Here is a 20,374-nt window from a genome sequence, read left to right on the forward strand (position 1 = left end):
TCAAGGAGCCACCCCATGTCCATCCTTGCTGACTATGACCGCCATGATGCGCTGGGCCTCGCCCGGTTGATCCGCACCGGCAGCGTCTCCGCGACGGAGGTGCTGGAAAGTGCCATCGCCCGGATTGCGACGCATAATCCCGCGCTGAACGCCGTCGTCCATACGCTCTACGACAGCGCGCGGCGGGATGCGCTGCGCCTCAACCTCTATGGCGAGGATGGCCGGGTACGGCCCTTTGCGGGCGTGCCCTTCCTGGTCAAGGACAGCAGCATACAGGTTGGTGGCGAGCAAAGCTCCAACGGCAGCCGTTTCTGGCAGAGCCATGTCGCCGTGCGGGATTCCACGATCACGCGCCGATACCGCGCGGCGGGGCTGCTGTTGCTGGGCTTTACCAACACCGCCGAAAACGGGCTGGCCAGCGAAACCGCGCCCGCCGCCCATGGCCCGACGCTCAACCCCTGGAACCCGGCGCACAGCCCCGGCGGGTCGAGCGGCGGCGCGGCGGTCGCCGTCGCCGCCGGGATCGTGCCCGCCGCCCATGCCACCGACGGCGGCGGCTCCATCCGCGTGCCGTCCGCCAACACCGGTCTGTTCGGGCTTAAGCCCAGCCGGGGCCGCACCCCCTTCGGCCCCGACATAGGGGAGGGCTGGAACGGCCTGTCGGTCCATCATGTCATCACCCGCAGCGTGCGTGACAGCGCCGCCTTTCTCGACGCCACCCATGGCGCAGAACCGGGCGACCCCTATTCCGTCCCGGCGCAGGCGGGTAGCTTCCTCGACGCGCTGGACCGCCCGACCCGGCGGCTGCGCATCGCGCTGCAAACGGTCGGCCATGACGGCAAGGGAGTGCACCCCCTCCCCACCGTCGCCGCGCGCAATGTCGCGGCTCTGCTCAATGATCTGGGGCATGAGGTGGAGGAGGCCCGCCCAGACATCGACCTGTCCGCGCTGAAACAGGCGACCCGCATCATCGTCGCGTCGAACACCGCCAATGGACTGGCCGCGCGCGGCATCGCGCTGGGCCGCCCGGCGACGGAGACCGATGTGGAGCCGGTCACCTGGGCATGGGGGGCGGAGGGCCGCGTCTATACGGGGCAGGATCTGGCCTGGGCGATAACCACCATCCACCGCGTCTCGCGCGCCTTTGGCCAGTTCTTCGAACGCTATGACCTGCTGCTGACCCCGACGCTGGCCGACCCGCCCCTGCCGCTGCGCACCATCGACATGCAGTCGCCCGACCTCGACGCCTATTTCGAGATTCTGTACAACCACACCATCTTCACCTCCCCCTATAATTGCGCGGGCCTGCCCGCCGCGACGGTGCCGCTGGTCTGGACCGACGGCCTGCCCATCGGGGTGCAGATCGCCGGGCCGCTGGGGGCGGAGGGACGGCTGCTGCGCGTCGCCGCGGAGCTGGAGGCGGCGCGACCATGGGCCGACCGGCGGCCCCTGATCGCCGATGCGGGACAGGCGCCGCGCCCGCTGGAATCGCTCGGCCAGCCATGAACACCCGTATCGCAGAAAGGAAGGCGGCAACGACCGGCCTCGCCCCGCTCCGCCACTTTATCCGCGCCTTCGCTGCCCTTCTGGACGAGCGGCTGGACGACCAGGCGACCGTCACGCGGGGGGCGCCGCTGCTGGCCGCCCTGCTCGCCGCGCCCGACTGGCTGCCCGACGCCTATGCGCGCACCGATCCCGACCGCTACCAGCATTATCTCCTCCATTGCGACAGTGGCGAGCGGTTCAGCATCGTCAGTTTCGTCTGGGGTCCGGGCCAGTCCACCCCGATCCACGACCATCGCCTCTGGGGACTGGTCGGCGTGCTGCGCGGCGCGGAACAGGTCGAACATTTCCGGCGCGGGACCGATGGCCGCCTGCACCCTACCTCACTGCAACGGCTGGAGGCGGGGCGGGTCGATAGCTTCGTTCCCGGCGACGCGGGCGAGCTCCACCGGGTCGCCAACGCCAGCGCCGATACGCCCGCAATCAGCATCCATGTCTATGGCGGCAATATCGGCCGGGTCGAACGCGCGACCTATCAGCCGGACGGCACGCCCAAACCCTTCGTCTCCGGCTATAGCAACGACCGGCTGCCCAACCTTTGGGCGCCCAGCGCATGAGCGGCTCCGTCGCCACCCTCTCCCCGGCGGAGGTCCGCGCCATGCTGCTGGCGGGTGAGGAACTGGCGCTCATCGACCTGCGCGACGAGGCGGCCTTTGCGCTGGGCCATCCCCTGTTTGCTGCGCAGGTTCCGCTGGACCGCATCGCGGTGGAGGCGCGCTAGCGCATGCCCCGGCCGGATGTGCCCGTCATCCTCTATGACGATGGCGAAGGGCTGGTGGCACCGGCGTTGGCGGCGTTCGCGACGCTGGGCTTTACCCGCCTTTTCTCGCTGGCGGGCGGCCTGTCCGGCTGGCGCGATGCGGGCCAGGAACTGTTTGCGGACGTCAACAGCTATGCCAAGGCTTTTGGCGAACTGGTCGAGCATGTCCGCCACACCCCCTCCCTGCCCGCCGAAACCGTGCAGGCGCTGATCCGGGAGGGGGCTGACATCCGGATCGTCGACGCCCGCCGGCCGGAAGAATATACGGTCATGAGCATCCCGACCGCCACCAGCGTACCGGGCGCGGAGCTGGTGCTGCACGCCCGCGCCATAGCGCCCAACCCCACCACCACTATCATCGTCAATTGCGCGGGCCGCACCCGGTCGATCATCGGTGCGCAATCGCTAGTCAACGCGGGCGTGCCCAATCCGGTCTTTGCGCTGCGCAACGGCACCATCGGCTGGACCCTCGCCGGGCAGGCGCTGGAGAGGGGGCAGGCGCGCGGCCATGGCCCGGTCGATCCGGCGTCTGTCGCGGCGGCGCGGTCCGCCGCGCGGAACTGGCCCGCATCCGGGCGGATGATACCCGCACCCATTATCTCTACGACGTGGCCAGCCCGCGCCCTATGCCGCCGGGCACCGCCCCGGATTTCGCCATGCGCCGGGCGGGCAACTGGTGCAGGAGACGGATCATTTCGCGCCGGTCCGGGGCGCACGGATCATCCTGTCGGACGATCTGGGGCCACGCGCCACGATGACCGCTTCCTGGCTCGCCCAACAGGGCTGGGACATATTCGTGCTGGAGGCCGACTGGCCGTCGGCGCTTGAAACCGGCCCCGACGACGCACCGCCGCCGCGCGGCCTGGACGGGCGGTACAAGCGCCCCTATGAAGGGACGGACAATCGGGCGGAGGCGATGCAGGCCTATCTCGACTGGGAATATGGGCTGGTCGCGCAGCTTGCCCGTGACGGCACGCATGGATTCCGGATCATCGCCTGAAGGCAGCGGCGAAACATGCGGTGGGATATGACGCCCACTTTTCACGACCGGCAGCGATCGCGGACTTCTGTCGCCGGAACGGCAGTGCACCTTATCCGTTCTGTCCTCCGGGGCGGTGCAGGAGAGGCACATGACGACGATCATGATTGTCGAGGACGAGCCGCTGATCCGTGAAATAGGCGCGGAAGTGCTGATGGATGCGGGCTATGACGTGATCGAGGCAGAAGACGCCGACGAAGCCATGGACATATTGGAACATGGCAGCACCATCGCCCTGCTGTTCACCGACATCCGCATGCCCGGCCCGATGGACGGCATCGAACTGGCGACGCGCGTGCATGGGCGATGGCCCACGATCCGCCTGCTACTGACATCCGGCCATGTCGACCTGTCGGATGACGAACTGCCGGATCATGGGGCATTCATCGCCAAGCCCTATCGCTGGACGCAATTGACCCAACAGATCGAGAGGTTGCTCATCACCCAGCATTGAGGGAGCGAGTGGGACGCCAGGGTCACGGCGTCAGAACATTACCAAATGACCTGTGCGCATCCCGCTGGCGAGGCGACGGATGCCCTTTGCGGCCAGCAAAATGCTCTTATCGAATGATCGCCCAGCCATCGTCCCGGCGACCGATCGCGGCAGACCAGCCAAACGGCCCATCCTCATCACGCCCCTGCAACAAATCCTCGCCAGCGGGATCGAGCAACAGCAACCACCTGCCATCGGCGCAAAGACGCGACGCTGCAATCGGGCGCAGTGTGGTAATCGGCAACTGGGTGGTAATATCCTCCACGACCACCGCCTCTATCGCGGCCAGAGTGCGGTTGGGGAAAGCCCGCGCCATGTCGTGATGCTTGGGCTTTGCAGCGGCGATCAGCCACCCTGCGTCGCGGTTGCGCCAGGCATCCACCACCCGCTCTATATAAGGATGTGCCTGATCCATGGCAGCGTCGATACCGGGCCAGCGGCGGCAGGTATCCCAGGCCCAGACCAACGGGCCAACCGGGCTGGTAAAGGTCATGGCGACCGGCTCCTCGCCCGGGGGACGGACGGTCTATTCGCGCCAGATCGCGCCCGGCGCCTACGAAAAACTCCTCGCCATCGTCGAACAGCGCGATGCGCAGCAACAGGCGCGGCGGCCCCACCACGCGCAGCCGCACCTCCAGCCGGTTCGCGCCCTGCACAATGTAGGACGGAACCGGCAGATAGGCCCGGAACGGCATAGGCTTGACGGGAACGACGGGAATGTCGTTGATCCGCACCTCCCCGACCAGACCCTCACAATCCAGCTCCATGTAGAGAAGGTCGCTCATCCTGACGCGTCATCCTTTGGCGAAGTGCCACCCCACAAGACATATTGCTTGGTCTTGTTCTTGCTGAACGCGGATCGGTAGAAGATAGTGGCGACGATGGGATCACCGAGCAGTCGTTTGTCCCATTGTCCGAAATCCAGCAGGTTGCGCGGTTCGCACGACCCCAGCCAGCGCACGCCCCCCCCCGCCGCTGCACCACCCGCCGCACCGACCTCGAACCACAGAAATGTCGCCTTGCCGATCAGCGTGCTGGACAGGGTGATGGTGCCGATTGCCTTGAGTTCATGTTCGAACCCTGCGGGCGGGAAGGCCAGCGACCGCCCCTTTGCCTCATAGGCCACCGTCGCGGTGCCGGTCGCCGTTACCGAAAGCTCCACCGACGCGCCCGTTCCGAGCAGGCTGCGCCCCACCGTGACGCCGATGCTGCCCGATATTTCGAGCAGCTTCGCCGCCACCTCCACATCCCAATAGGGTTGCAGCGCACGCCAGCGGTCGCCCTTGAGCGAATCCGAACCTGTCAGCTTGTGGCCCAGGAACAGGTCGATGGTCATCACCTCCAGCGACAGGGAGGCCGAGGGGCGCACGATGGAAGGAGAATAATCGTTCAGAAATGCAAAGGCGAGCATCAGATTATCCTTGATGCCCTTACTGAAGTGCAGAATGTCGTTGACGCATTTCAAAGCCGTCGCCGCGCTCTTATACTGCTGCTTCAACTCCGACCAGCCGATCGCCCGATCATTGACAAGCACCGTCAGGTCAAGGCCGTCATCTTCCTCCTTCCCCCAATAATCGCCAGACAGGCGCGACGTGGGCGGAGGGCGCAGCCGTTTGATGTCCGCGCGGGCCGCCGTGCGCGCCTTGGTCGCATCTTTGTTCGCGGACTTCCAGCGAGCACGGGCCGCACGAGTGCCACCAGCGAGCTTTTTCGGTCGCGCACCCGCTCCATTGCCATCTGCGACCGATTGGAGCGCGTCGCGCTTTTCCGTGTAGTCTGCATTGGCGGCGTCGCGCGCATCGCCAGCACCCTGATAACCCCAGCCGATTTCCCAGCAATAGGGACCGAATCCCAGCTCGATCCCCGTAGTACCGGTGGGATAGGCCAGCACCAGCGCCTTCAGCCCCGTGGTATCCGGGCCAGAGGCCGGGCGACCAGCCGTCAGACCGACCTATGCGCCCTGCTCCGCACCTTCGCTTTGCCGATGGAACAGGCCTGAACGAAGAAGCAAAGGTCTTGCCACAAGATGATGGCCCTTACGAACTTGCGAATCATCCGGGAGCGTAGAGGCCAAAATCTTCCTTTGAAGATCCGACCAACCGTGGCTTTACCATTGACCAGATGGCAAAGTTGGCAAAAATTCGTTCCCGCCAAACGCCACAGGAGCGCAACTATACGCAATCCGTAACCCGTGGGTATCTCGCCAACCCATGACGGCCTGACGGCCTTTAAAATCGAAAATAGAGGCATGCGCCCTTAGCATCGATCAAGGATGCTCATCCTGAAGCTTTAAAGCAAGGCAAAAAGATCACCCCCATTGTCAAATTGAATGAAATTTGCGATATGGCGCAATAATATTATTCAATTCTAGCGTTGAGGCTCAGAATGAACGCAGTCATAGATCAAATCGGCGATCTCGCGGAAGCGGGTGAGAAAATGATCGAGCGCCTCCGACGCAAGGCTTTCTTACCCGAAAGCCGCAAGGAGTTGAATGTCCGCTTCGGCATCGCCGAGGCAGCGCAGCTTCTCGGCTGCTCAACCAACCGTATTCGTATGGCGGAGGACGATGGTCGTCTCCCCCCTGCTCCACCGACCGAAAATGGCCGCCGTCCCGGCTACACCGTAGAAGAGCTGCTCAACATGCGATCTGTTCTGGGAGCCTCACCCGAGCGTGCGCCGCTCGACATACCAGCTATCGTCGCAGTGCAGAATTTCAAAGGCGGCGTCGGCAAGTCTACCGTGACCTGCCACCTCGCCCATTATTTCGCGGTGCAGGGGTATCGCGTGCTGGTGGTCGATTGCGACAGCCAGGCCACCACCACCACCCTGTTCGGATTCAACCCGCACTTCAATATCCAGCGGGAGGAGACTCTCTACCCATATCTCTCGATCGACCCAACCCAGACGGACCTGCTTTATGCAGTCAAGCATACGGCATGGCCCAATGTCGACCTCATCCCGTCCAACCTCGAACTGTTCGACGTGGAATATGAACTGGCGGCGGCAGGCAGCGATGGCGGCTCTGTCCTTGCCGCACGCTTCCGCAAGCTCAAGAAAGGACTGGCCGACCTCGCACGCAACTATGATATCGTGCTGCTCGATCCGCCTCCAGCGCTGGGGACGATCAGCCTCGCCGTGATGCAGGCCGCCAACGCCCTGCTCGTCCCGCTGGCCGCGACCACTCCGGACTTCTGCTCGACAGTGCAGTTCCTATCGATGATGGATCAGGTGCTAGCCCAGTTGCGACAAGCTGGCATCGATGTGGACTATCAATTCATTCGCCTGATCTGTTCCAAATATGACGCCAATGACCCCAGCCATGCGATGGTCCGCGCCATATTGGAGCAAAGTTTCGGCCCCGCCCTCCTTCCCGTTCCCATATTAGAAAGCGCGGAAATCAGCCATGCCGCGCTGCGCATGATGAGCGTCTATGAACTGGAACGACCGATTGGCACGCCACGCACCCACAAGCGGTGCCGTGCCAATCTTGATGAGGCTCTCGGTCAAGTCGAGGCGCTTGTCCGGCAGAGCTGGGGCCGCGTTACCCCAGCGCGAGAAGAGGATATTGTCAATGCAGCCTGACCTCCTCACGGCATCCAACAGCCTGTCCTACAGCCACCCCAATGGCATAGGTACGCGCGCCCTGCCCCATCTGGAGGTTTCCCATGGCACGTAAGCAGTCCGATTATCTTGCGGCCCTCCTTTCGGACGAAGTGGACGCAAACGCCGTTGCTGTGCCAGAGGAAAAGGCGCCTGACGTGGCTTCTCTCCGCCCGGAACGGACGCGCGGAACCACTCTGCTTGGCCGCGAATCCGCCCTTGCTCGTGTTGCCTCGGGCGAAGTGCGGCAGGTCACCCAATTGCTCCTCAACCCGGCACGCGTTCGCATCTGGACGGGCAACGCGCGACATTATGCTGACCTCAATGCGGAGAACTGCGCGGAACTGATCGACTCCATCGTAGCGGAGGGCGGGCAGAAAGTCCCCGCCGTCGTACGCCGCGTGGAGGATGACCCAGACCATGATTTCGAAGTTATCGCGGGCACCCGCCGTCACTGGTCGATCAGTTGGCTGCGTAAACACAGCTATCCCGATATGCAGTTTGTGGCACAAGTCGCACAACTGGATGACGAGGCCGCCTTCCGCCTCGCCGACTTGGAAAACCGCGCACGTAAAGATGTGTCGGATCTCGAAAGGGCGCGTAATTATGCCGAAGCCCTGAAGGCCCATTACGGCAGTCATCTGACTCGCATGGCGGAACGACTAAAGTTATCTAAGGGCTGGCTGTCCAAGATGATCAAGGTCGCGGGCATCCCCGATGCAGTCATCGCGGCCTTCGCCTCTCCCTCCGATGTGCAACTCAAGCCCGCTTACACCTTGGCGCAAGCGTTAGACGACCGGGAAGCGGCCAAGGCCATCGCCGCTGTTGCCCGCCGTATCGCTGTTGAACAAAAAGCGCTACGCGAAGAGGAAAACGCCCCAATTCCAGCCGCTGATGTGCTCAAGCGGCTACTTGCGGCGCCCACCATCCAGGTCGACCGATCCGAACCCTATGCGGCCCTCAGCCGTCATGGCCGTACCCTGCTCTCTATCCAGTCGGCCAATCGGCAAGGCGTCACCATTCGGCTGCACTCCGGTTCCGGGGCAAACGAGGATGAGATTATCGATGCTCTGCGCGCCGCACTACGGCATTTGGAAGAGTGTGGCCGGGGCCTACACCGTTGAAGAAACTCACGATCCGCCTCGTCTTTCTCCTTAACGGTGGGAAGTTGACCATGGAGGGGCAAGGGCATTGTGTGGGGTCGTGCCATCAGAGACCTGTTTCCCCGGGGAAACGTTGAATCCAAACTACAGGTTCGCGGCCGCCATCGCCCTGCTCCTTGGTTGTCGTCCCCTTTCCTATTCGCACCATATTCCTCTCTCCTGACCGGATGCCGCCTGCCATGACCATCTCCTCCAAACCCGGCATCAACGACCAGTTCGACCTTTTCCTGCCCTATGTCGTCGACCTCCCCATGCGTGACCAGCGCGAAATGATGGAGCGCCCTTTCTTCTCCCTAGCCAAATCAAAACGGGTGAAACCGATCGATTATCACTCCCCCGACGGGAAAACATGGGTCCATGTATCGGCCAATCCCGATTATGGCATGGCGACTATCTGGGACGCGGACATCCTGATTTATTGTGCATCGACGCTGGCTGACATGGCACGCCGTGGCCTCAACGACGTTCCTCGCAAGCTGCATCTTATGCCCTATGATCTGCTTCGAGCAATCAACCGCCCGACGACTGGCCGTGCTTATGAGTTGCTGGGCCAATCTCTCGACCGACTCGTCTCGACCACAATCAAAACCAATATCCGCGCCGAAAACCGGCGGGAAGCAACCTTCAGCTGGCTCGACGGCTGGACTCAGTTGGTCGATGAAAAAACCGAACGATCGCGCGGGATGACCATCGAACTGAGCAACTGGTTCTATGAGGGCGTGCTGATGAAAGGCGGCGTCCTGTCCATCGACCGCGCCTATTTCGACCTGACCGGCGGACGCGAACGCTGGCTTTACAAAGTAGCACGCAAGCACGCAGGCGGCGCGGGTGAAGCAGGCTTTGCTATTTCCATGCCCACCTTGTTCGAAAAGTCTGGGGCTGAGGGGCAGTATCGTCGCTTCAAGTTCGAAATCGCCAAGATTGCAGAGCGCGATCCCTTGCCCGGTTATCGCCTTGAGATGGAGCAGGCGAGCGGCAAGCGTGAACCCTCTGTCCGCATGCGCCGCCGGGACGAATCTGGGAGCAGTACACTTTCCACACAGCGTACCGCTTCTGCCCGGAAATCTGCCTCAACTGTGCACTCCAGTTCATTACAGACCCCGACCACCAACTCGACTTCCGCTCTCCCCACCAATTCCAAATCAGCCGCGTCCATCTCCGTCTCTGCCCCCTCCCCACGTGCGTCTATGGATGAGGCAATGCCCGTCGCTGATGTCAGCACCCTGATGCGCCGCAGCGTCATCAGAATGGCGACGCGCGCGACGGCTGGAGAGATGACCGACGCTACGCTAGCGATCCTGCGTGCCGAGTGTCCGGGCTGGGATTATCAAACACTTCACCAGGAGTTTCGCGACTGGATCGATGGCGATGCTACCCGCACCCCAGTCAACTATCAGAAAGCCTTTATCGGCTTTGTCCGTCGCTTCCATGAAAAGAATCGACACCGCTGACCTGCGCGGATCGGCCATTGTCATACGGCTCGTGCTTTCCCTTTTTATTCTTTCGCCTGCGGTGTTGCGAACTCCCCCAAGCTTCCCCCTTACACCCTAACGTGGGTAGCTCCTGTTTGCCCGTTCACCGGTTTATATGCGCAAACATTAGCGTATCGGCTACTGCCCATACCGGTCAGAATTGCAGGCCTATTGCTGCACGCTCACACAGAAGAGCGCATCATGGCCTATACGGTTTCGTTTTTATTACCCTGCAAACGCGATAGCCGCCGAGAAGCTCAGACTGCGACTGACGTCCGTCAGACCTGCCGTCCCCAAGCCTTGTGCTTACAGCCTTTCTCACCAAGCATTACCGTCTATGCCCTACTGTGCGTCCTCTGAAGCGAGGACAGCAGAACAAGATCGGCCCGGTGGCAATTTTCTTCTTACGAAGAGGGCAGTGCAGGGGCGCAACCACATCCATCGCCGGAAGGAATCTCATAAGGTATGCCTCCCTCATATCCTGCGTCCTTGGTCGGACATTCCCATTGGTTCACCGGAATTATATTTTACGATATCGGCCTGTTCCTGAAGTGTCGGGTTTCTTGCATCTCTCCGATCCAGCGGCCGCTTCCACCTTCCAACCGTCCATTTTGCCACAAGCAATTGAACCACCTTGCCTCACTGTTGATGTGAAGTGATTCAATGCGCCGCCTCTCGACCACCATATATGGCTAGCTTCGACACAAGAGGAACGGATGTCGCTCCATCGGGAACGGAGGCCCGACACATCAGGAACGACAGCACCGACATTTCGGGGACATTTCTTCGACATTTTAGGAACGAGCTAGAAGGGCCGAATCGCGGATTCATCGCGATTCGCAAGGTATCCCTAGTGCCTTAACTCTTTAACCTTAGAGATAAACCTCATAACTATCAGGATATATTGGCTTTTTCTTGGAAGGGAGGAGGGGCTTTCCACCTTGCAGAACCCTCATTTCCATCCTCTCGTATAACTCTATGCGTTCGGTAGCATCCGCCCCGCAGGGTCTGCTTCTGCTTGGACCATCTCACCAGCTTCCTCTGCTGATACTGCCAGAGTTAATCCACGCCAGTCACCCCAACGGTAATAACTTCCCGTCAGCAACACGGAAATGACACCACCGATAGGATAGCTCCACCAGATCGCGTCTGATCCAATCAGTGGTTTTAGCAACAACACGCTACCTAATCGTCCAGGCAGATAGGCCACAGAGATAATCAGCAAGGGCATAAGCGTCGCACCATTCGCACGAGTAATCCCTGTCCACACCATAGTCGCCCCGATCAGGACGAAACTCCAGTTAACAATCAAACCGATGGTGCGGCCAATCTCTAGCGCCTCGAAGTCCGTTGGCAGGAACAGCTTCAATATCTGCACTTCAAAGAGAGCGATGACGATAACCAGCATACCGGTCAGGACGATATTCGTAATCAGCCCCGCTCGTGCGATGGCACTGACCCGATCCCAACGGCTCGCACCAATATTCTGCGCAGCCATCGCGCTCACGGCCATACCTACGGCGATGCCGGGCATCTGGATATAGGTCCATATCTGCGTCGTGGCGCCATAAGCCGCGACAAAGGCCATCCCTTCCGCATTAACGAAGCCCAAAAGGGTGATGGCAGACCCTGCGACTACGATCATCTGGAGGCCCATGGGAATGCCTTTCGCCAATATTACCCGCACGAGCGTCCATTCCGGCAACAGATAACGCCATTCCGCCCCCCGCAACCGCACCATTAGGTCATGGCGATAGATGACAACAATCATCAACAGGAAGGAGAAGAGGTTAGCCAGCATGGTGGCGAGAGCGGCACCCTCTATCCCGAGCTGCGGAAGGCCGAACATCCCTCGGATCAACAGAGGATTGAGGATGATATCCAGCAACATGCCAGGAATTTGCAAATAGAGCGGAGTCATGCTGTCTCCGACTCCACGCAGCGACATGGCAAAATAAACGGTTAGTAGCGCGAATGGGAGGCCCAGAAACATCACTCGCAAATATGTCAGGGCCCCCGGATAAACTTGAGGTGGAGTGACCAGAACGTGCAGCAGCACGGGAGAGATCAACCAGCCCAGAACAGCACTGGCTATACCCAACATCAAGAAAAGGCTCAGTCCCGTACCGAACGCCCTGCGCATGGCTGTAATATCCCGGCGCCCGATATTCTGGCCGATCAGGATAGTCGTCGCCATGCCAAAGCCGAACACTAGGCTTAACATCATAAACATGATCAGGTTTGCATTGGCGGTCGCGGCCAGTCCTGCAGCGCCCAGATATTGCCCAACCCATACGGCGTTTATCGACCCGTTTATCGATTGGAGTATATTGGATCCCAGCGTGGGTAGAGCAAAGAAGAATAGGGTCCGCAGGATCGGGCCTTCAATCAGATTGGGTGCGGCCTTGGTGCTTGTCCGGTTCACGTTGCTATCGCCCAGTTGTGAGAGGAAGAAGGCGGATGGCCCACCCAGGGGTTACAGAGCATCCGAATGGCACCCAAGCATAACCCCGAAACGTCCATATTGCAGCCTTGTTGGACCAAGAATGGCTACGCAAGAGTATCGTACTGATCGGTTAGCGGGAGACGCACGGGGGTTCACGCAATTTTTGCTTCTCACGTCTTTGCGTCTGTATTCGGCTTTCGCGTGGCAGGCCCATGGAGACCATGGGAGCTGGATGGATTGATCCGCCTTCGGCAATAGCGATGAAATTCTCGCATCTTCTGCTGACGGTTGCACCACGCGCACTCGCGACATCGGCCGGGGCGGAGGCCGCTCCCGCAAAGGATAGCGCGACGTTCAGCGCCAAGAAGGCGGACGATAGCGAGATGGTGACGACAGGCGTTGCGCGTGGCCGCGATCGCCTTGACAGCGCCACCTCCACCTGTTCCATCCGTGAAGGTCAAATCAGCAAGCTGTCAGCGCACTCGCTGGGCGAACTGTTCCACAACATCCCCGGCGTTCGCGCCGAAGTGACGTCGGGCGAAACCAGCGCCAACGTCACCATCCGCGGCCTTCCTATGGCATCCAGTGGCGCAAAGTTCCTGCAAATCCAGGAAGATGGTCTGCCCGTCGTTGAGTTTGGTGACATGATTACCGGCGGCGCGGACCAGTTCCTGCGCGCAGACCTCAACCTGTCGCAGATTGAGGCTATCCGGGGAGGTTCTGCCTCGACGTTCTCCTCTAACTCGCCCGGCGGCGTCATCAACCTGATCTCCAAGACCGGCGAGGTCGAGGGGGGATCGCTGATGGTCAGCACGGGCCTCGACTATGAGGAGTATCGCACCGATTTCGACTATGGCGCGAAGATCAGCGACAGTCTGCGCTTCCACATCGGCGGTTTCTATCGTCAAGGCGAGGGGCCGCGCCGCGTCGGCTATGATGGTAACAGGGGCGGCCAGCCCAAGTTCAGCATCACCAAGACCTTCACGGGCGGTTATATCTGCTTCAACGTCAAATTTCTGGATGATCGCACCCCGGTCTACCTGCCTGCTCCGATTCGTGCGACGGGCACCAATGCCGATCCGAAATTCGAATATCTGCCGGGCTTCAATGTCAGCAAGGACACGCTGCTGTCGCGCTATCACCTCGATAACCTTATGCTGGACGGCAACAACAGCCCGATCGTCAAAGATGTTCGCGAGGGACAACATTCACTGGTCAAGTCGGTGGGTGTCGAGGCGCAGATTGATCTAGGCGGCTGGGTTCTGACCGAGAAGTTCCGCTATTCTGACATCAGCGGCAGCTATGGCGGTATTTATCCGGCGGTGGTAAACATGCATCTACGATCGCTCCGATGTTCGGCGGACCGGGGGCGACGCTCAGCTATGCGACCGGCCCCAATGCCGGACAGACAATCACCAATCCTGCCGCGCTCAACGGCAAAGGCCTCGCCGCAGCGATCATAACCAGTGACAATGAACTGCGCAGCTTCAACAATTTCACCAACGACCTGCGCGCCAGCAAGCTCTGGCAGTTGGGCAGCGGTGAACTGACGACGACGGCGGGCTTCTACAAGTCCAACCAGAAGATCGACACCGTATCCACCAACACGTCGCAAATCAGCGAAGTGCTGGGCGATGGCAGCGCCGCCTTGCTGAACGTCACAACGGCGACCCGTGTGCCGCTCAACGAAAAGGGCGTCTATGCCTATGATGCGACCTTCTTTGGTGGCATTCCGCGTAAGCGCCTGAACGTCGAATATGATACCAATGCGGCGTTCGGCTCGCTCAACTATCGCTGGGACCGTTTCTCGGTCGGTGGCAGCCTGCGCTATGACTTCGGTGGCGCGAACGGCACGATCTATAGCTCACAGGTCAATGGTGCCTCAGGCTCTGTCGCTCGCGACATCAACGGCGACGGCGTGATCTCCGCGCCGGAACGCAAGGTCGGCATCATCCCGCTGACCAGCAGCGCGCCGGTCGATTATACCTATAACTATATGTCCTACTCGGCAGGCGTGAACTTCCGCGTTTCCGAGCCTCTGGCGGTCTTTGCCCGCTACAGCCGCGGCGCGCGCGTCAATTCCGACCGGCTCCTGTTCAGCCCCGCGATCAGCACCGTCAATGGTGGGCTGGCTAATCCGGGCGCTCTGATCGACTATGTGAAGCAGGCCGAAGCAGGCGTGAAATATCGCAAATCGGGCCTGACGCTGAAACTGACCGCTTTCTGGGCCAGCACGCTGGAGCATCAGGTCTATTTCGGCCCGATCATCGATCGCCAGTACAAGACCTGTGGCTTTGAGTTCGAGGGCGGCTATCGTACGGATATCTTTAGTATTACCGCTGGCGCTACCTATACCAAGGGTGAGATCGAAAAGGACGCGATCAACCCGACGATGAATGGCAAGACGCCGGGTGGCCAACCAAAGCTGTTCGGGTTTGTGACGCCGATGATGGACACCGAATTGTTCAGCCTGGGCGCTAATGTCTATGGCCTGACCTCGCTTTTTGCCCAGGATGCGAACCAGTTGAAGCTGCCCGGCTATGTGACCGTGAATCCGTTCGTTCAGGTTCGCCCGGCCCCGCGGGTCACTGTATCGCTGAATGTGAACAACCTGTTCAATGCCAAGGGCATTTCGGCGGCGTCCGTGCCGACGCTTCCCGCCAGCGGCATCGTGATGGTTCAGGGCATCAACGCCCGCACCGCATCGGCTTCGGTCCGGTTCGATTTCTAATGGCAAGGGCCGGGCCGCTATTGCGCCCGGCCCTTTGTGTAACTGCAGAGGGCAGGGGAGGCTGCGTCACCATCCGTGCGCAGTCATCCCCTGCTTTCATCTTATTCGGCCGCCTGAGCCTCTGCAGGTTCGGCCTGGGCTATGCCCTTGGTCTGGGCCAGCGAACTGCCAAAACTGTGCAGGCCCAGCGCGTGCAGGCCGCCCAGACCGCCGCAGACGAAGAGAACCAGATCCTTGGGCTCTGGCGTAGCATAGACCCGGCCATCAGAGCGGACGCGGCCCTGTGCTTCCAACTGGTCACGGTGCAGCTTCTGGAACCATTCGGCGGGGACGGCGGCATGGTTCCACAGGACTTCCTGCACGTCCTCGATAGTGGCAAGTTCCTTGGCAATGATCTCCGCACAGATTGGGTTAATGCCGATCGTCATCTCCGAATATTCCATCGAAGGGGAATAGCAGTTGGCCCCTGCATAGCTGACCGACTTGCCGATCATCTCCAGAAACGCCAGTGCGCCCGACGAGGTGGTGTCGAGGATGTTCATCGTGCCCATGGTGCTGAACGCCGTAACGGCGTTGCCGGCCAACCCTGCGCGGCGCTCCGCCAGCGGGGCCCAGGGGGATTTCTCCTCCCATTCGCCCAGGATCAGGCCGCCGAGACGACCCGGCGAGCCGAACGTCGTCTGGGTGGTGACGCCTGCCACCTGCCCGGCGACATTACGCATGATCAGGCGGATGGCGCGGCCGATGGCGTTAGCCCGTGTGGACACGCCGCCCGCACAGCCATAGCTGTAGGGAATTCTCAGCGCGTCGCGGATCGGTCCGTTGACGATGAAGCCGGGGTAGACGGGCGCTGTGGTGGCATTGACCCCATAAAGTTCGAAATCCGGCTCGCTGATCGCCTCGATGGCGGCGATGATGAGTTCGAGGGATTCCGCAGGCGCTCCGGCCATGACGGCGTTGATGACGATTTTTTCGACCGTACATTCCGAATTGTCCGGCATGCGGGCGATGAGTTCGTCAGGGTAGCGGTCATTCTCGCTGAGGAAGGTGCGGACCCGCGCGTCGGTCGGCGGGATGAGGGGCAGGCCATCGCCCCAGCCCAGTTCCACCGATGCCTCGGTAAAAGCCTCGATGCTGTCCTCCACTTCGACGCGCTTGCTCGTCAGCCAGTCGACCTCGCAGCCCGCCGGGCCGCAGTCGCGGCTGACGAGGGTCTTGGGAGCGGTGGTCGTGCGGTTCGACGGCTTGATGAGATGGATGCTCATGCCGCAATTTCCTTTTCGGTCAGGGAAGCGCCCATGACGGTTAGAAGGCCCTCGAAATAGGCTTCGGCGACCGGATCGACCTCTTCGCGCGAAAGTTCGTTAAGCGGGTAGGGGAGGACATGGACACGCAAACCCGAACGGCCACCGCGCGCGGCCAGTTCATGAGCGAAATCCTCAAAATTCTTTGTCGCGACCGCAACCGTGGGAACGCCGGTGTTCGCGGCGGCAACGGCGTCGCGGATAGTCCAGCCGGTGCAACTACCGCAATTGGCGAGGCCGGAAATAACGATATCCACGCTCTTCAGCCATGCGTCGAGAGAGCGGGCCTGTTCCTCTCCTTCCTCGCCGGAACGGTTGGTGGAACGCCAGAAACTGACCTCTGCGCCTGCTTCGCGGAACTTGTCTGCCCAGTTTTCGCTGATCCAGTCCCAGCAGCGCCATATCTGATCGAGGCGAAAGCCGATGCGCTTGCCCGTCAGCGATCCTGCGTCGGGACCGGGGCTGGCATTATCGTCCATCCGCTTGGCAGTGGGGTCGAGAACTTTGATAAGCGCCATGTTTCGCCTCCTATTGGGGCGACAGGGGAGGGGCGGCTTTATCACGCTCTCCATCAATCGCCCAGCTGTTCGCCTGTTCTTGTGGCAGCATGCTTGCAGAGGTGGTCTGTAACGTCCAATGTATTTGGAGGTCCATTTTAATACGTCTGGCGTATCAAATGCTCGAGCTGCGCAACTTGCGTCATCTGGCGGTGCTGGCCCGCCGCCTGAATTATGCGCGGGCGGCGGAGGAACTGGGCATTTCCCAGCCGACGCTGAGCCGGTCGATCCAGGCGCTGGAGCGACAGCTTGATCTGCGGCTGTTCGACCGTGACCGGGGCGGGGTGGAACTGACGCCGCAAGGACGGCTGGTAGCGGAGCGGGCGGGGCTACTCGTAGCCGACGCGGAGGATCTGGAGCGGCAATCGCACCGCAGTGCGCAGGGCGGGGCTGGTCGCATCCGCTTTGGCATGGCGCCGATGCCTGCCCGCGCGCTGCTGACCGGTGTCTTGTCGGAGCGGATCACAGAGGCCCCGGATGTGGTGCATGAAGTGGTTGTGCGCGACGTGGCGGCATTGTGGGGCCTGCTGCTGGCGGGGGAGATCGAATTCTTCGTCAGTCAGGATGGGCTATTGCCCGATACCAGTCAGGCGCGGATCGACTTGCTCGGCCATTTTCCGCTCTGCCTGATCGTGCGGAACGGGCATCCTTTGCTGCAAGGCGGCGGCATGGGTGATGGGCAGATGGCGGAACGCTATCCGGTCGTGCGGTCCAGTTGGGCTGGCCTGCCACTGCCGCCGGAGATCGCGGCGCATGTGCGTGGCGCGCCGCAGGTTATCGAGGATTTCAGCTCGCTGGCCGGGATCACGGCGGCGACGGATGCCATCTGGTTTTCCAGTGCCTTTGCCGCTTCGGAGGCGCTGGAGGCGGGGTGGCTGCGCGAGTTGCCCCGGCCCGATGGCCAGCCCGCGCCGGAAGTGCGGGTGGTGATGACCAGCCTCGCCCGCCGGTCGCTGTCGCCGCTGGCCCGGCCGCTCAGGAAAGCGTTCCGGGCGCGTGTTCGGGCGTGGCATGAGGCGCGCAATGAGGATGCGGCAGGGTATCCGACGCCCGATGGGGAATAGCGCGGGTTCGTCCCTCGCTGCTCCATGGTTTCAACATGACCAACCGGAAGGGTGGTTTGAAAGAGGGGGAAAGCCGCCGGGATGCGGGGTTTGGGGCATTTTGCACCCCGAAAAACGCGATTTTGGGCACCCCCACGACCGCAAAGAGCAAAAGTTTAGGCCCAAATGCAAAAAAAATGCCCCCCGTTAGCAAAAATTTAACCACGAAATCGCTTTAAGGAAGCTTGTGACGCTCGCTGGCAAGACGGCCAACAGGAGCGGCAAGGGACTGAGACATGACCGCAATCAATACCAACATCGCCGCTGTCCGCGCCCAGAACGCCTCCAACAAGGCGTCGTCCGATCTCCAGACCGCGATGGAGCGCCTCTCCTCCGGCCGGCGCATCAACTCGGCCAAGGACGATGCCGCGGGCCTGGCCATCGCCACCAAGATGACCTCCGAAATCCGGGGCATGACCATGGCGGCGCGCAACGCGAACGACGGCATATCGCTGGCGCAGACCGCGGAAGGCGCGCTGGGCGAAATCGGCAACATGTTGCAGCGTATGCGCGAACTGGCGGTGCAGTCGGCCAACGGCACCAACGACAGCGAGAGCAAGGCGAACATCAAGGCGGAGCAGGAGCAGCTCGCCTATCAGATCATCAATGTCGTCGACAACGCCAAGTTCAACGGCATCAGCCTGCTGGGCGGCACCGCCGGCACCAGCCAGGACATCAGCATCCAGATCGGCGCCGGCAGCAGCGACACGGTGGTGATGAGCATCCAGAATTTCTCGTCCGGGTCGGACCTGGCGGGCATCATCAACTTCACGTCGACGGTATCGCCGCTCAACACCATCTCCATCGACCAGTATAATGACGCGATCAACGAACTGACGACGGCGCGCGCCAACCTGGGTGCGTTCCAGAGCCGGCTGGAATCGACGATCAACAACCTGGTCACATCGACCACCAACCTGACCGAGGCCCGTTCGCGGATCGAGGACACCAATTTCGCGGTCGAAAGCACCAGCATGGCCAAGAGCCAGATCCTGTCACAGGCCAGCACCGCAATGCTGGCGCAGGCCAACCAGAGCCAGCAGGGCGTGATGAGCCTGCTGCGCGGGTAAGGTTCCGGCGGCGCGGGTATGGCGCGCGGCGGTTAGACGGGGACAGATGCAGGCTGAACGGCGCGCCGCAAGGACGCGCCGTTTCTGTGTGTGTGGGGGAGGAGGGCCGGTTTGCGCCAATGAATGCCGCTCCGGAAGGCAATTCCTTTTCCCACAACCGGCCATTCGCTCCATTTAAGGTGTTCGAAAATCTAAACGAGAACTGCTCGTCGGTACTTAACCGTCAGTAGTCGATAGCGGATAAAACACTTCGATGCCGTAGGCTGCACAATCTTAGTCGAATATCGATATAGCCATCCGTTGTGCCACCCGTTCCGAGACTTCTACCTGGAGATGCCGAAGGTCATTGATCACATCCATAACGCGCTGAGGTATTTCGGTAGCCATCGCCCACTCCATTTCCTCATTCGTGATACTGAGGTTGGAAATGCTCAATTCCGAACTTTCGAACAATTCGACGACTGAATCTGGAAAGTTGTAACCTTTCAACTTTGCGTCCGACAAATTAGAAAATTCTGTCTTCAACATTCTGCTGTGGATAATAGCGCCTGCATCTACTGGAAGCCCATATAGAATAGCTAATGTTCTGAGAGGGCCACCCCAGCTATTCGGTGCCCACCCATATCCACCGAATAAAACATCCTCGCTGTCTGGAGTCTTGATGATATTATATGATATCACGATATCAAATAGAACTTCATTCCATAGAGCAATGCTCTTTTCGCCATGTTTTGTTAGGAAGTTATTCAGAACCGGCAGCACCCATTCACGCTCAAGTTGTGCCTGATCAAGTTCAAAGACCATGGGGGCAACGTTCTCTGATAAACCCGCCCTATAAATTGCGTCGTGAACTTTAAAACTCTCGTTACCCTTATACCGCGTTATGAATATTGCACTAAAATACTCTTGGAATGAGCGGTGAATAAAAAATATCTTTGACCCATCTTGACCTGACCCCCAACCTTCATCCGGTTGCGATTAGAGTCTCGGCATCGTTTTTGCGCATGAGCGCGGGTTGAGCAATGGCCTGTGCAGCGGAGCCCGTAGGGCGTAGCGAAGCGGGCCATTGCTTA

19 protein-coding genes are annotated in these 20,374 nt (G+C 60.7%); 13 read left to right on the forward strand and 6 right to left on the reverse strand.

Annotated elements, in window-relative coordinates:
- The first annotated feature begins 15 nt into the window (after window positions 1-15).
- From LWE61_RS08990 to LWE61_RS09005, 6 genes are all read left to right on the forward strand, one after another.
- Window positions 16-1,506: an amidase gene (locus tag LWE61_RS08990; protein ID WP_234149721.1), complete on the forward strand. Its 1,491-nt coding sequence runs from the start codon at window positions 16-18 to the stop codon at window positions 1,504-1,506.
- Window positions 1,503-2,120, forward strand: a complete 618-nt coding sequence (locus LWE61_RS08995) for a cysteine dioxygenase family protein (RefSeq protein WP_234149722.1) — start codon at window positions 1,503-1,505, stop codon at window positions 2,118-2,120. The genes LWE61_RS08990 and LWE61_RS08995 overlap by 4 nt, the downstream gene beginning before the upstream one ends.
- The gene (locus tag LWE61_RS20940) at window positions 2,117-2,284 is read left to right on the forward strand and encodes a rhodanese-like domain-containing protein (protein WP_407696215.1); all 168 of its coding nucleotides are present in this window, start codon (window positions 2,117-2,119) and stop codon (window positions 2,282-2,284) included. Before LWE61_RS08995 ends, LWE61_RS20940 begins: the two co-directional genes overlap by 4 nt.
- Before the next feature lie 3 nt (window positions 2,285-2,287).
- The gene (locus tag LWE61_RS09000; RefSeq protein WP_407696216.1) at window positions 2,288-3,151 is read left to right on the forward strand and encodes a rhodanese-like domain-containing protein; all 864 of its coding nucleotides are present in this window, start codon (window positions 2,288-2,290) and stop codon (window positions 3,149-3,151) included.
- Entirely contained in the window at window positions 3,120-3,323 is a 204-nt protein-coding gene (locus tag LWE61_RS20945) for a rhodanese-like domain-containing protein (RefSeq protein WP_407696217.1), read from the forward strand. Before LWE61_RS09000 ends, LWE61_RS20945 begins: the two co-directional genes overlap by 32 nt.
- A gap of 130 nt (window positions 3,324-3,453) precedes the next feature.
- Window positions 3,454-3,816 (forward strand): response regulator, encoded by a 363-nt coding sequence (locus LWE61_RS09005; protein WP_234149723.1) that lies wholly within the window; start codon window positions 3,454-3,456, stop codon window positions 3,814-3,816.
- Window positions 3,817-3,922: 106 nt separating this feature from the next.
- Here LWE61_RS09005 and LWE61_RS09010 read toward each other — a convergent pair whose 3' ends face one another.
- Both LWE61_RS09010 and LWE61_RS09015 read right to left on the reverse strand, forming a co-directional pair.
- Complete coding sequence (locus LWE61_RS09010) at window positions 3,923-4,348, reverse strand: hypothetical protein (protein WP_234149724.1); 426 nt, start codon at window positions 4,346-4,348, stop codon at window positions 3,923-3,925.
- 288 nt (window positions 4,349-4,636) lie between these two features.
- Complete coding sequence (locus LWE61_RS09015) at window positions 4,637-5,746, reverse strand: hypothetical protein (RefSeq protein WP_234149725.1); 1,110 nt, start codon at window positions 5,744-5,746, stop codon at window positions 4,637-4,639.
- A gap of 494 nt (window positions 5,747-6,240) precedes the next feature.
- Here LWE61_RS09015 and LWE61_RS09020 point away from each other — a divergent pair, with 494 nt between their 5' ends.
- The 3 genes from LWE61_RS09020 (at window position 6,241) to LWE61_RS09030 (ending at window position 10,069) form a co-directional block, all read left to right on the forward strand.
- Window positions 6,241-7,437 carry an AAA family ATPase gene (locus LWE61_RS09020; RefSeq protein WP_234149726.1) on the forward strand — a complete coding sequence of 399 codons (1,197 nt, stop codon included), beginning with the start codon at window positions 6,241-6,243 and terminating at the stop codon, window positions 7,435-7,437.
- An 83-nt stretch (window positions 7,438-7,520) separates the two neighbouring features.
- Window positions 7,521-8,579 carry a ParB/RepB/Spo0J family partition protein gene (locus tag LWE61_RS09025; RefSeq protein ID WP_234149727.1) on the forward strand — a complete coding sequence of 353 codons (1,059 nt, stop codon included), beginning with the start codon at window positions 7,521-7,523 and terminating at the stop codon, window positions 8,577-8,579.
- A gap of 218 nt (window positions 8,580-8,797) precedes the next feature.
- Window positions 8,798-10,069 (forward strand): replication initiator protein A, encoded by a 1,272-nt coding sequence (locus tag LWE61_RS09030; RefSeq protein WP_234149728.1) that lies wholly within the window; start codon window positions 8,798-8,800, stop codon window positions 10,067-10,069.
- 997 nt (window positions 10,070-11,066) lie between these two features.
- On the opposite strand, the gene LWE61_RS09035 is transcribed toward LWE61_RS09030, so the two are convergent.
- Entirely contained in the window at window positions 11,067-12,515 is a 1,449-nt protein-coding gene (locus tag LWE61_RS09035; protein WP_234149729.1) for an MATE family efflux transporter, read from the reverse strand.
- Between the two features lie 404 nt (window positions 12,516-12,919).
- Between LWE61_RS09035 and LWE61_RS09040 the strand changes: the two genes are divergently transcribed.
- A complete protein-coding gene (locus tag LWE61_RS09040) occupies window positions 12,920-13,999 on the forward strand; it encodes a TonB-dependent receptor plug domain-containing protein (RefSeq protein WP_234149730.1) in 1,080 nt (359 codons plus the stop codon).
- Window positions 13,888-15,267: a TonB-dependent receptor domain-containing protein gene (locus LWE61_RS09045; protein ID WP_234149731.1), complete on the forward strand. Its 1,380-nt coding sequence runs from the start codon at window positions 13,888-13,890 to the stop codon at window positions 15,265-15,267. Before LWE61_RS09040 ends, LWE61_RS09045 begins: the two co-directional genes overlap by 112 nt.
- A 101-nt stretch (window positions 15,268-15,368) precedes the next feature.
- On the opposite strand, the gene LWE61_RS09050 is transcribed toward LWE61_RS09045, so the two are convergent.
- Both LWE61_RS09050 and LWE61_RS09055 read right to left on the reverse strand, forming a co-directional pair.
- Window positions 15,369-16,532 carry a hypothetical protein gene (locus LWE61_RS09050; RefSeq protein WP_234149732.1) on the reverse strand — a complete coding sequence of 388 codons (1,164 nt, stop codon included), beginning with the start codon at window positions 16,530-16,532 and terminating at the stop codon, window positions 15,369-15,371.
- The gene (locus tag LWE61_RS09055) at window positions 16,529-17,089 is read right to left on the reverse strand and encodes a UGSC family (seleno)protein (RefSeq protein ID WP_234149733.1); all 561 of its coding nucleotides are present in this window, start codon (window positions 17,087-17,089) and stop codon (window positions 16,529-16,531) included. The genes LWE61_RS09050 and LWE61_RS09055 overlap by 4 nt, the downstream gene beginning before the upstream one ends.
- A gap of 158 nt (window positions 17,090-17,247) precedes the next feature.
- Between LWE61_RS09055 and LWE61_RS09060 the strand changes: the two genes are divergently transcribed.
- Both LWE61_RS09060 and LWE61_RS09065 read left to right on the forward strand, forming a co-directional pair.
- The gene (locus tag LWE61_RS09060; RefSeq protein ID WP_234149734.1) at window positions 17,248-18,192 is read left to right on the forward strand and encodes a LysR family transcriptional regulator; all 945 of its coding nucleotides are present in this window, start codon (window positions 17,248-17,250) and stop codon (window positions 18,190-18,192) included.
- Between the two features lie 275 nt (window positions 18,193-18,467).
- Window positions 18,468-19,301 carry a flagellin N-terminal helical domain-containing protein gene (locus tag LWE61_RS09065; RefSeq protein ID WP_234149735.1) on the forward strand — a complete coding sequence of 278 codons (834 nt, stop codon included), beginning with the start codon at window positions 18,468-18,470 and terminating at the stop codon, window positions 19,299-19,301.
- A 273-nt stretch (window positions 19,302-19,574) separates the two neighbouring features.
- Here the strand turns inward: LWE61_RS09065 and LWE61_RS09070 are convergent, their stop codons facing one another.
- Window positions 19,575-20,105: a hypothetical protein gene (locus tag LWE61_RS09070; RefSeq protein WP_234149736.1), complete on the reverse strand. Its 531-nt coding sequence runs from the start codon at window positions 20,103-20,105 to the stop codon at window positions 19,575-19,577.
- Window positions 20,106-20,374 lie beyond the last annotated feature (269 nt).

The sequence above is a fragment of the Sphingobium sufflavum genome (assembly GCF_021403115.1).
Taxonomy (GTDB): domain Bacteria; phylum Pseudomonadota; class Alphaproteobacteria; order Sphingomonadales; family Sphingomonadaceae; genus Sphingobium; species Sphingobium sufflavum.

What these genes read in the sequence shown, in the direction of transcription:
- LWE61_RS09000 (WP_407696216.1), top strand. Translation starts at nt 2,288, where the DNA reads ATGCCCCGGCCGGATGTGCCCGTCATCCTCTATGACGATGGCGAAGGG.
- LWE61_RS09065 (WP_234149735.1), top strand. Translation starts at nt 18,468, where the DNA reads ATGACCGCAATCAATACCAACATCGCCGCTGTCCGCGCCCAGAACGCC.
- LWE61_RS09010 (WP_234149724.1), bottom strand. Translation starts at nt 4,348, where the DNA reads ATGACCTTTACCAGCCCGGTTGGCCCGTTGGTCTGGGCCTGGGATACC.
- LWE61_RS09020 (WP_234149726.1), top strand. Translation starts at nt 6,241, where the DNA reads ATGAACGCAGTCATAGATCAAATCGGCGATCTCGCGGAAGCGGGTGAG.
- LWE61_RS09045 (WP_234149731.1), top strand. Translation starts at nt 13,888, where the DNA reads ATGTTCGGCGGACCGGGGGCGACGCTCAGCTATGCGACCGGCCCCAAT.
- LWE61_RS20940 (WP_407696215.1), top strand. Translation starts at nt 2,117, where the DNA reads ATGAGCGGCTCCGTCGCCACCCTCTCCCCGGCGGAGGTCCGCGCCATG.
- LWE61_RS09060 (WP_234149734.1), top strand. Translation starts at nt 17,248, where the DNA reads ATGCTCGAGCTGCGCAACTTGCGTCATCTGGCGGTGCTGGCCCGCCGC.
- LWE61_RS09055 (WP_234149733.1), bottom strand. Translation starts at nt 17,089, where the DNA reads ATGGCGCTTATCAAAGTTCTCGACCCCACTGCCAAGCGGATGGACGAT.
- LWE61_RS09025 (WP_234149727.1), top strand. Translation starts at nt 7,521, where the DNA reads ATGGCACGTAAGCAGTCCGATTATCTTGCGGCCCTCCTTTCGGACGAA.
- LWE61_RS09050 (WP_234149732.1), bottom strand. Translation starts at nt 16,532, where the DNA reads ATGAGCATCCATCTCATCAAGCCGTCGAACCGCACGACCACCGCTCCC.
- LWE61_RS08995 (WP_234149722.1), top strand. Translation starts at nt 1,503, where the DNA reads ATGAACACCCGTATCGCAGAAAGGAAGGCGGCAACGACCGGCCTCGCC.
- LWE61_RS08990 (WP_234149721.1), top strand. Translation starts at nt 16, where the DNA reads ATGTCCATCCTTGCTGACTATGACCGCCATGATGCGCTGGGCCTCGCC.
- LWE61_RS09040 (WP_234149730.1), top strand. Translation starts at nt 12,920, where the DNA reads ATGGTGACGACAGGCGTTGCGCGTGGCCGCGATCGCCTTGACAGCGCC.
- LWE61_RS09070 (WP_234149736.1), bottom strand. Translation starts at nt 20,105, where the DNA reads ATGGTCTTTGAACTTGATCAGGCACAACTTGAGCGTGAATGGGTGCTG.
- LWE61_RS09030 (WP_234149728.1), top strand. Translation starts at nt 8,798, where the DNA reads ATGACCATCTCCTCCAAACCCGGCATCAACGACCAGTTCGACCTTTTC.
- LWE61_RS09005 (WP_234149723.1), top strand. Translation starts at nt 3,454, where the DNA reads ATGACGACGATCATGATTGTCGAGGACGAGCCGCTGATCCGTGAAATA.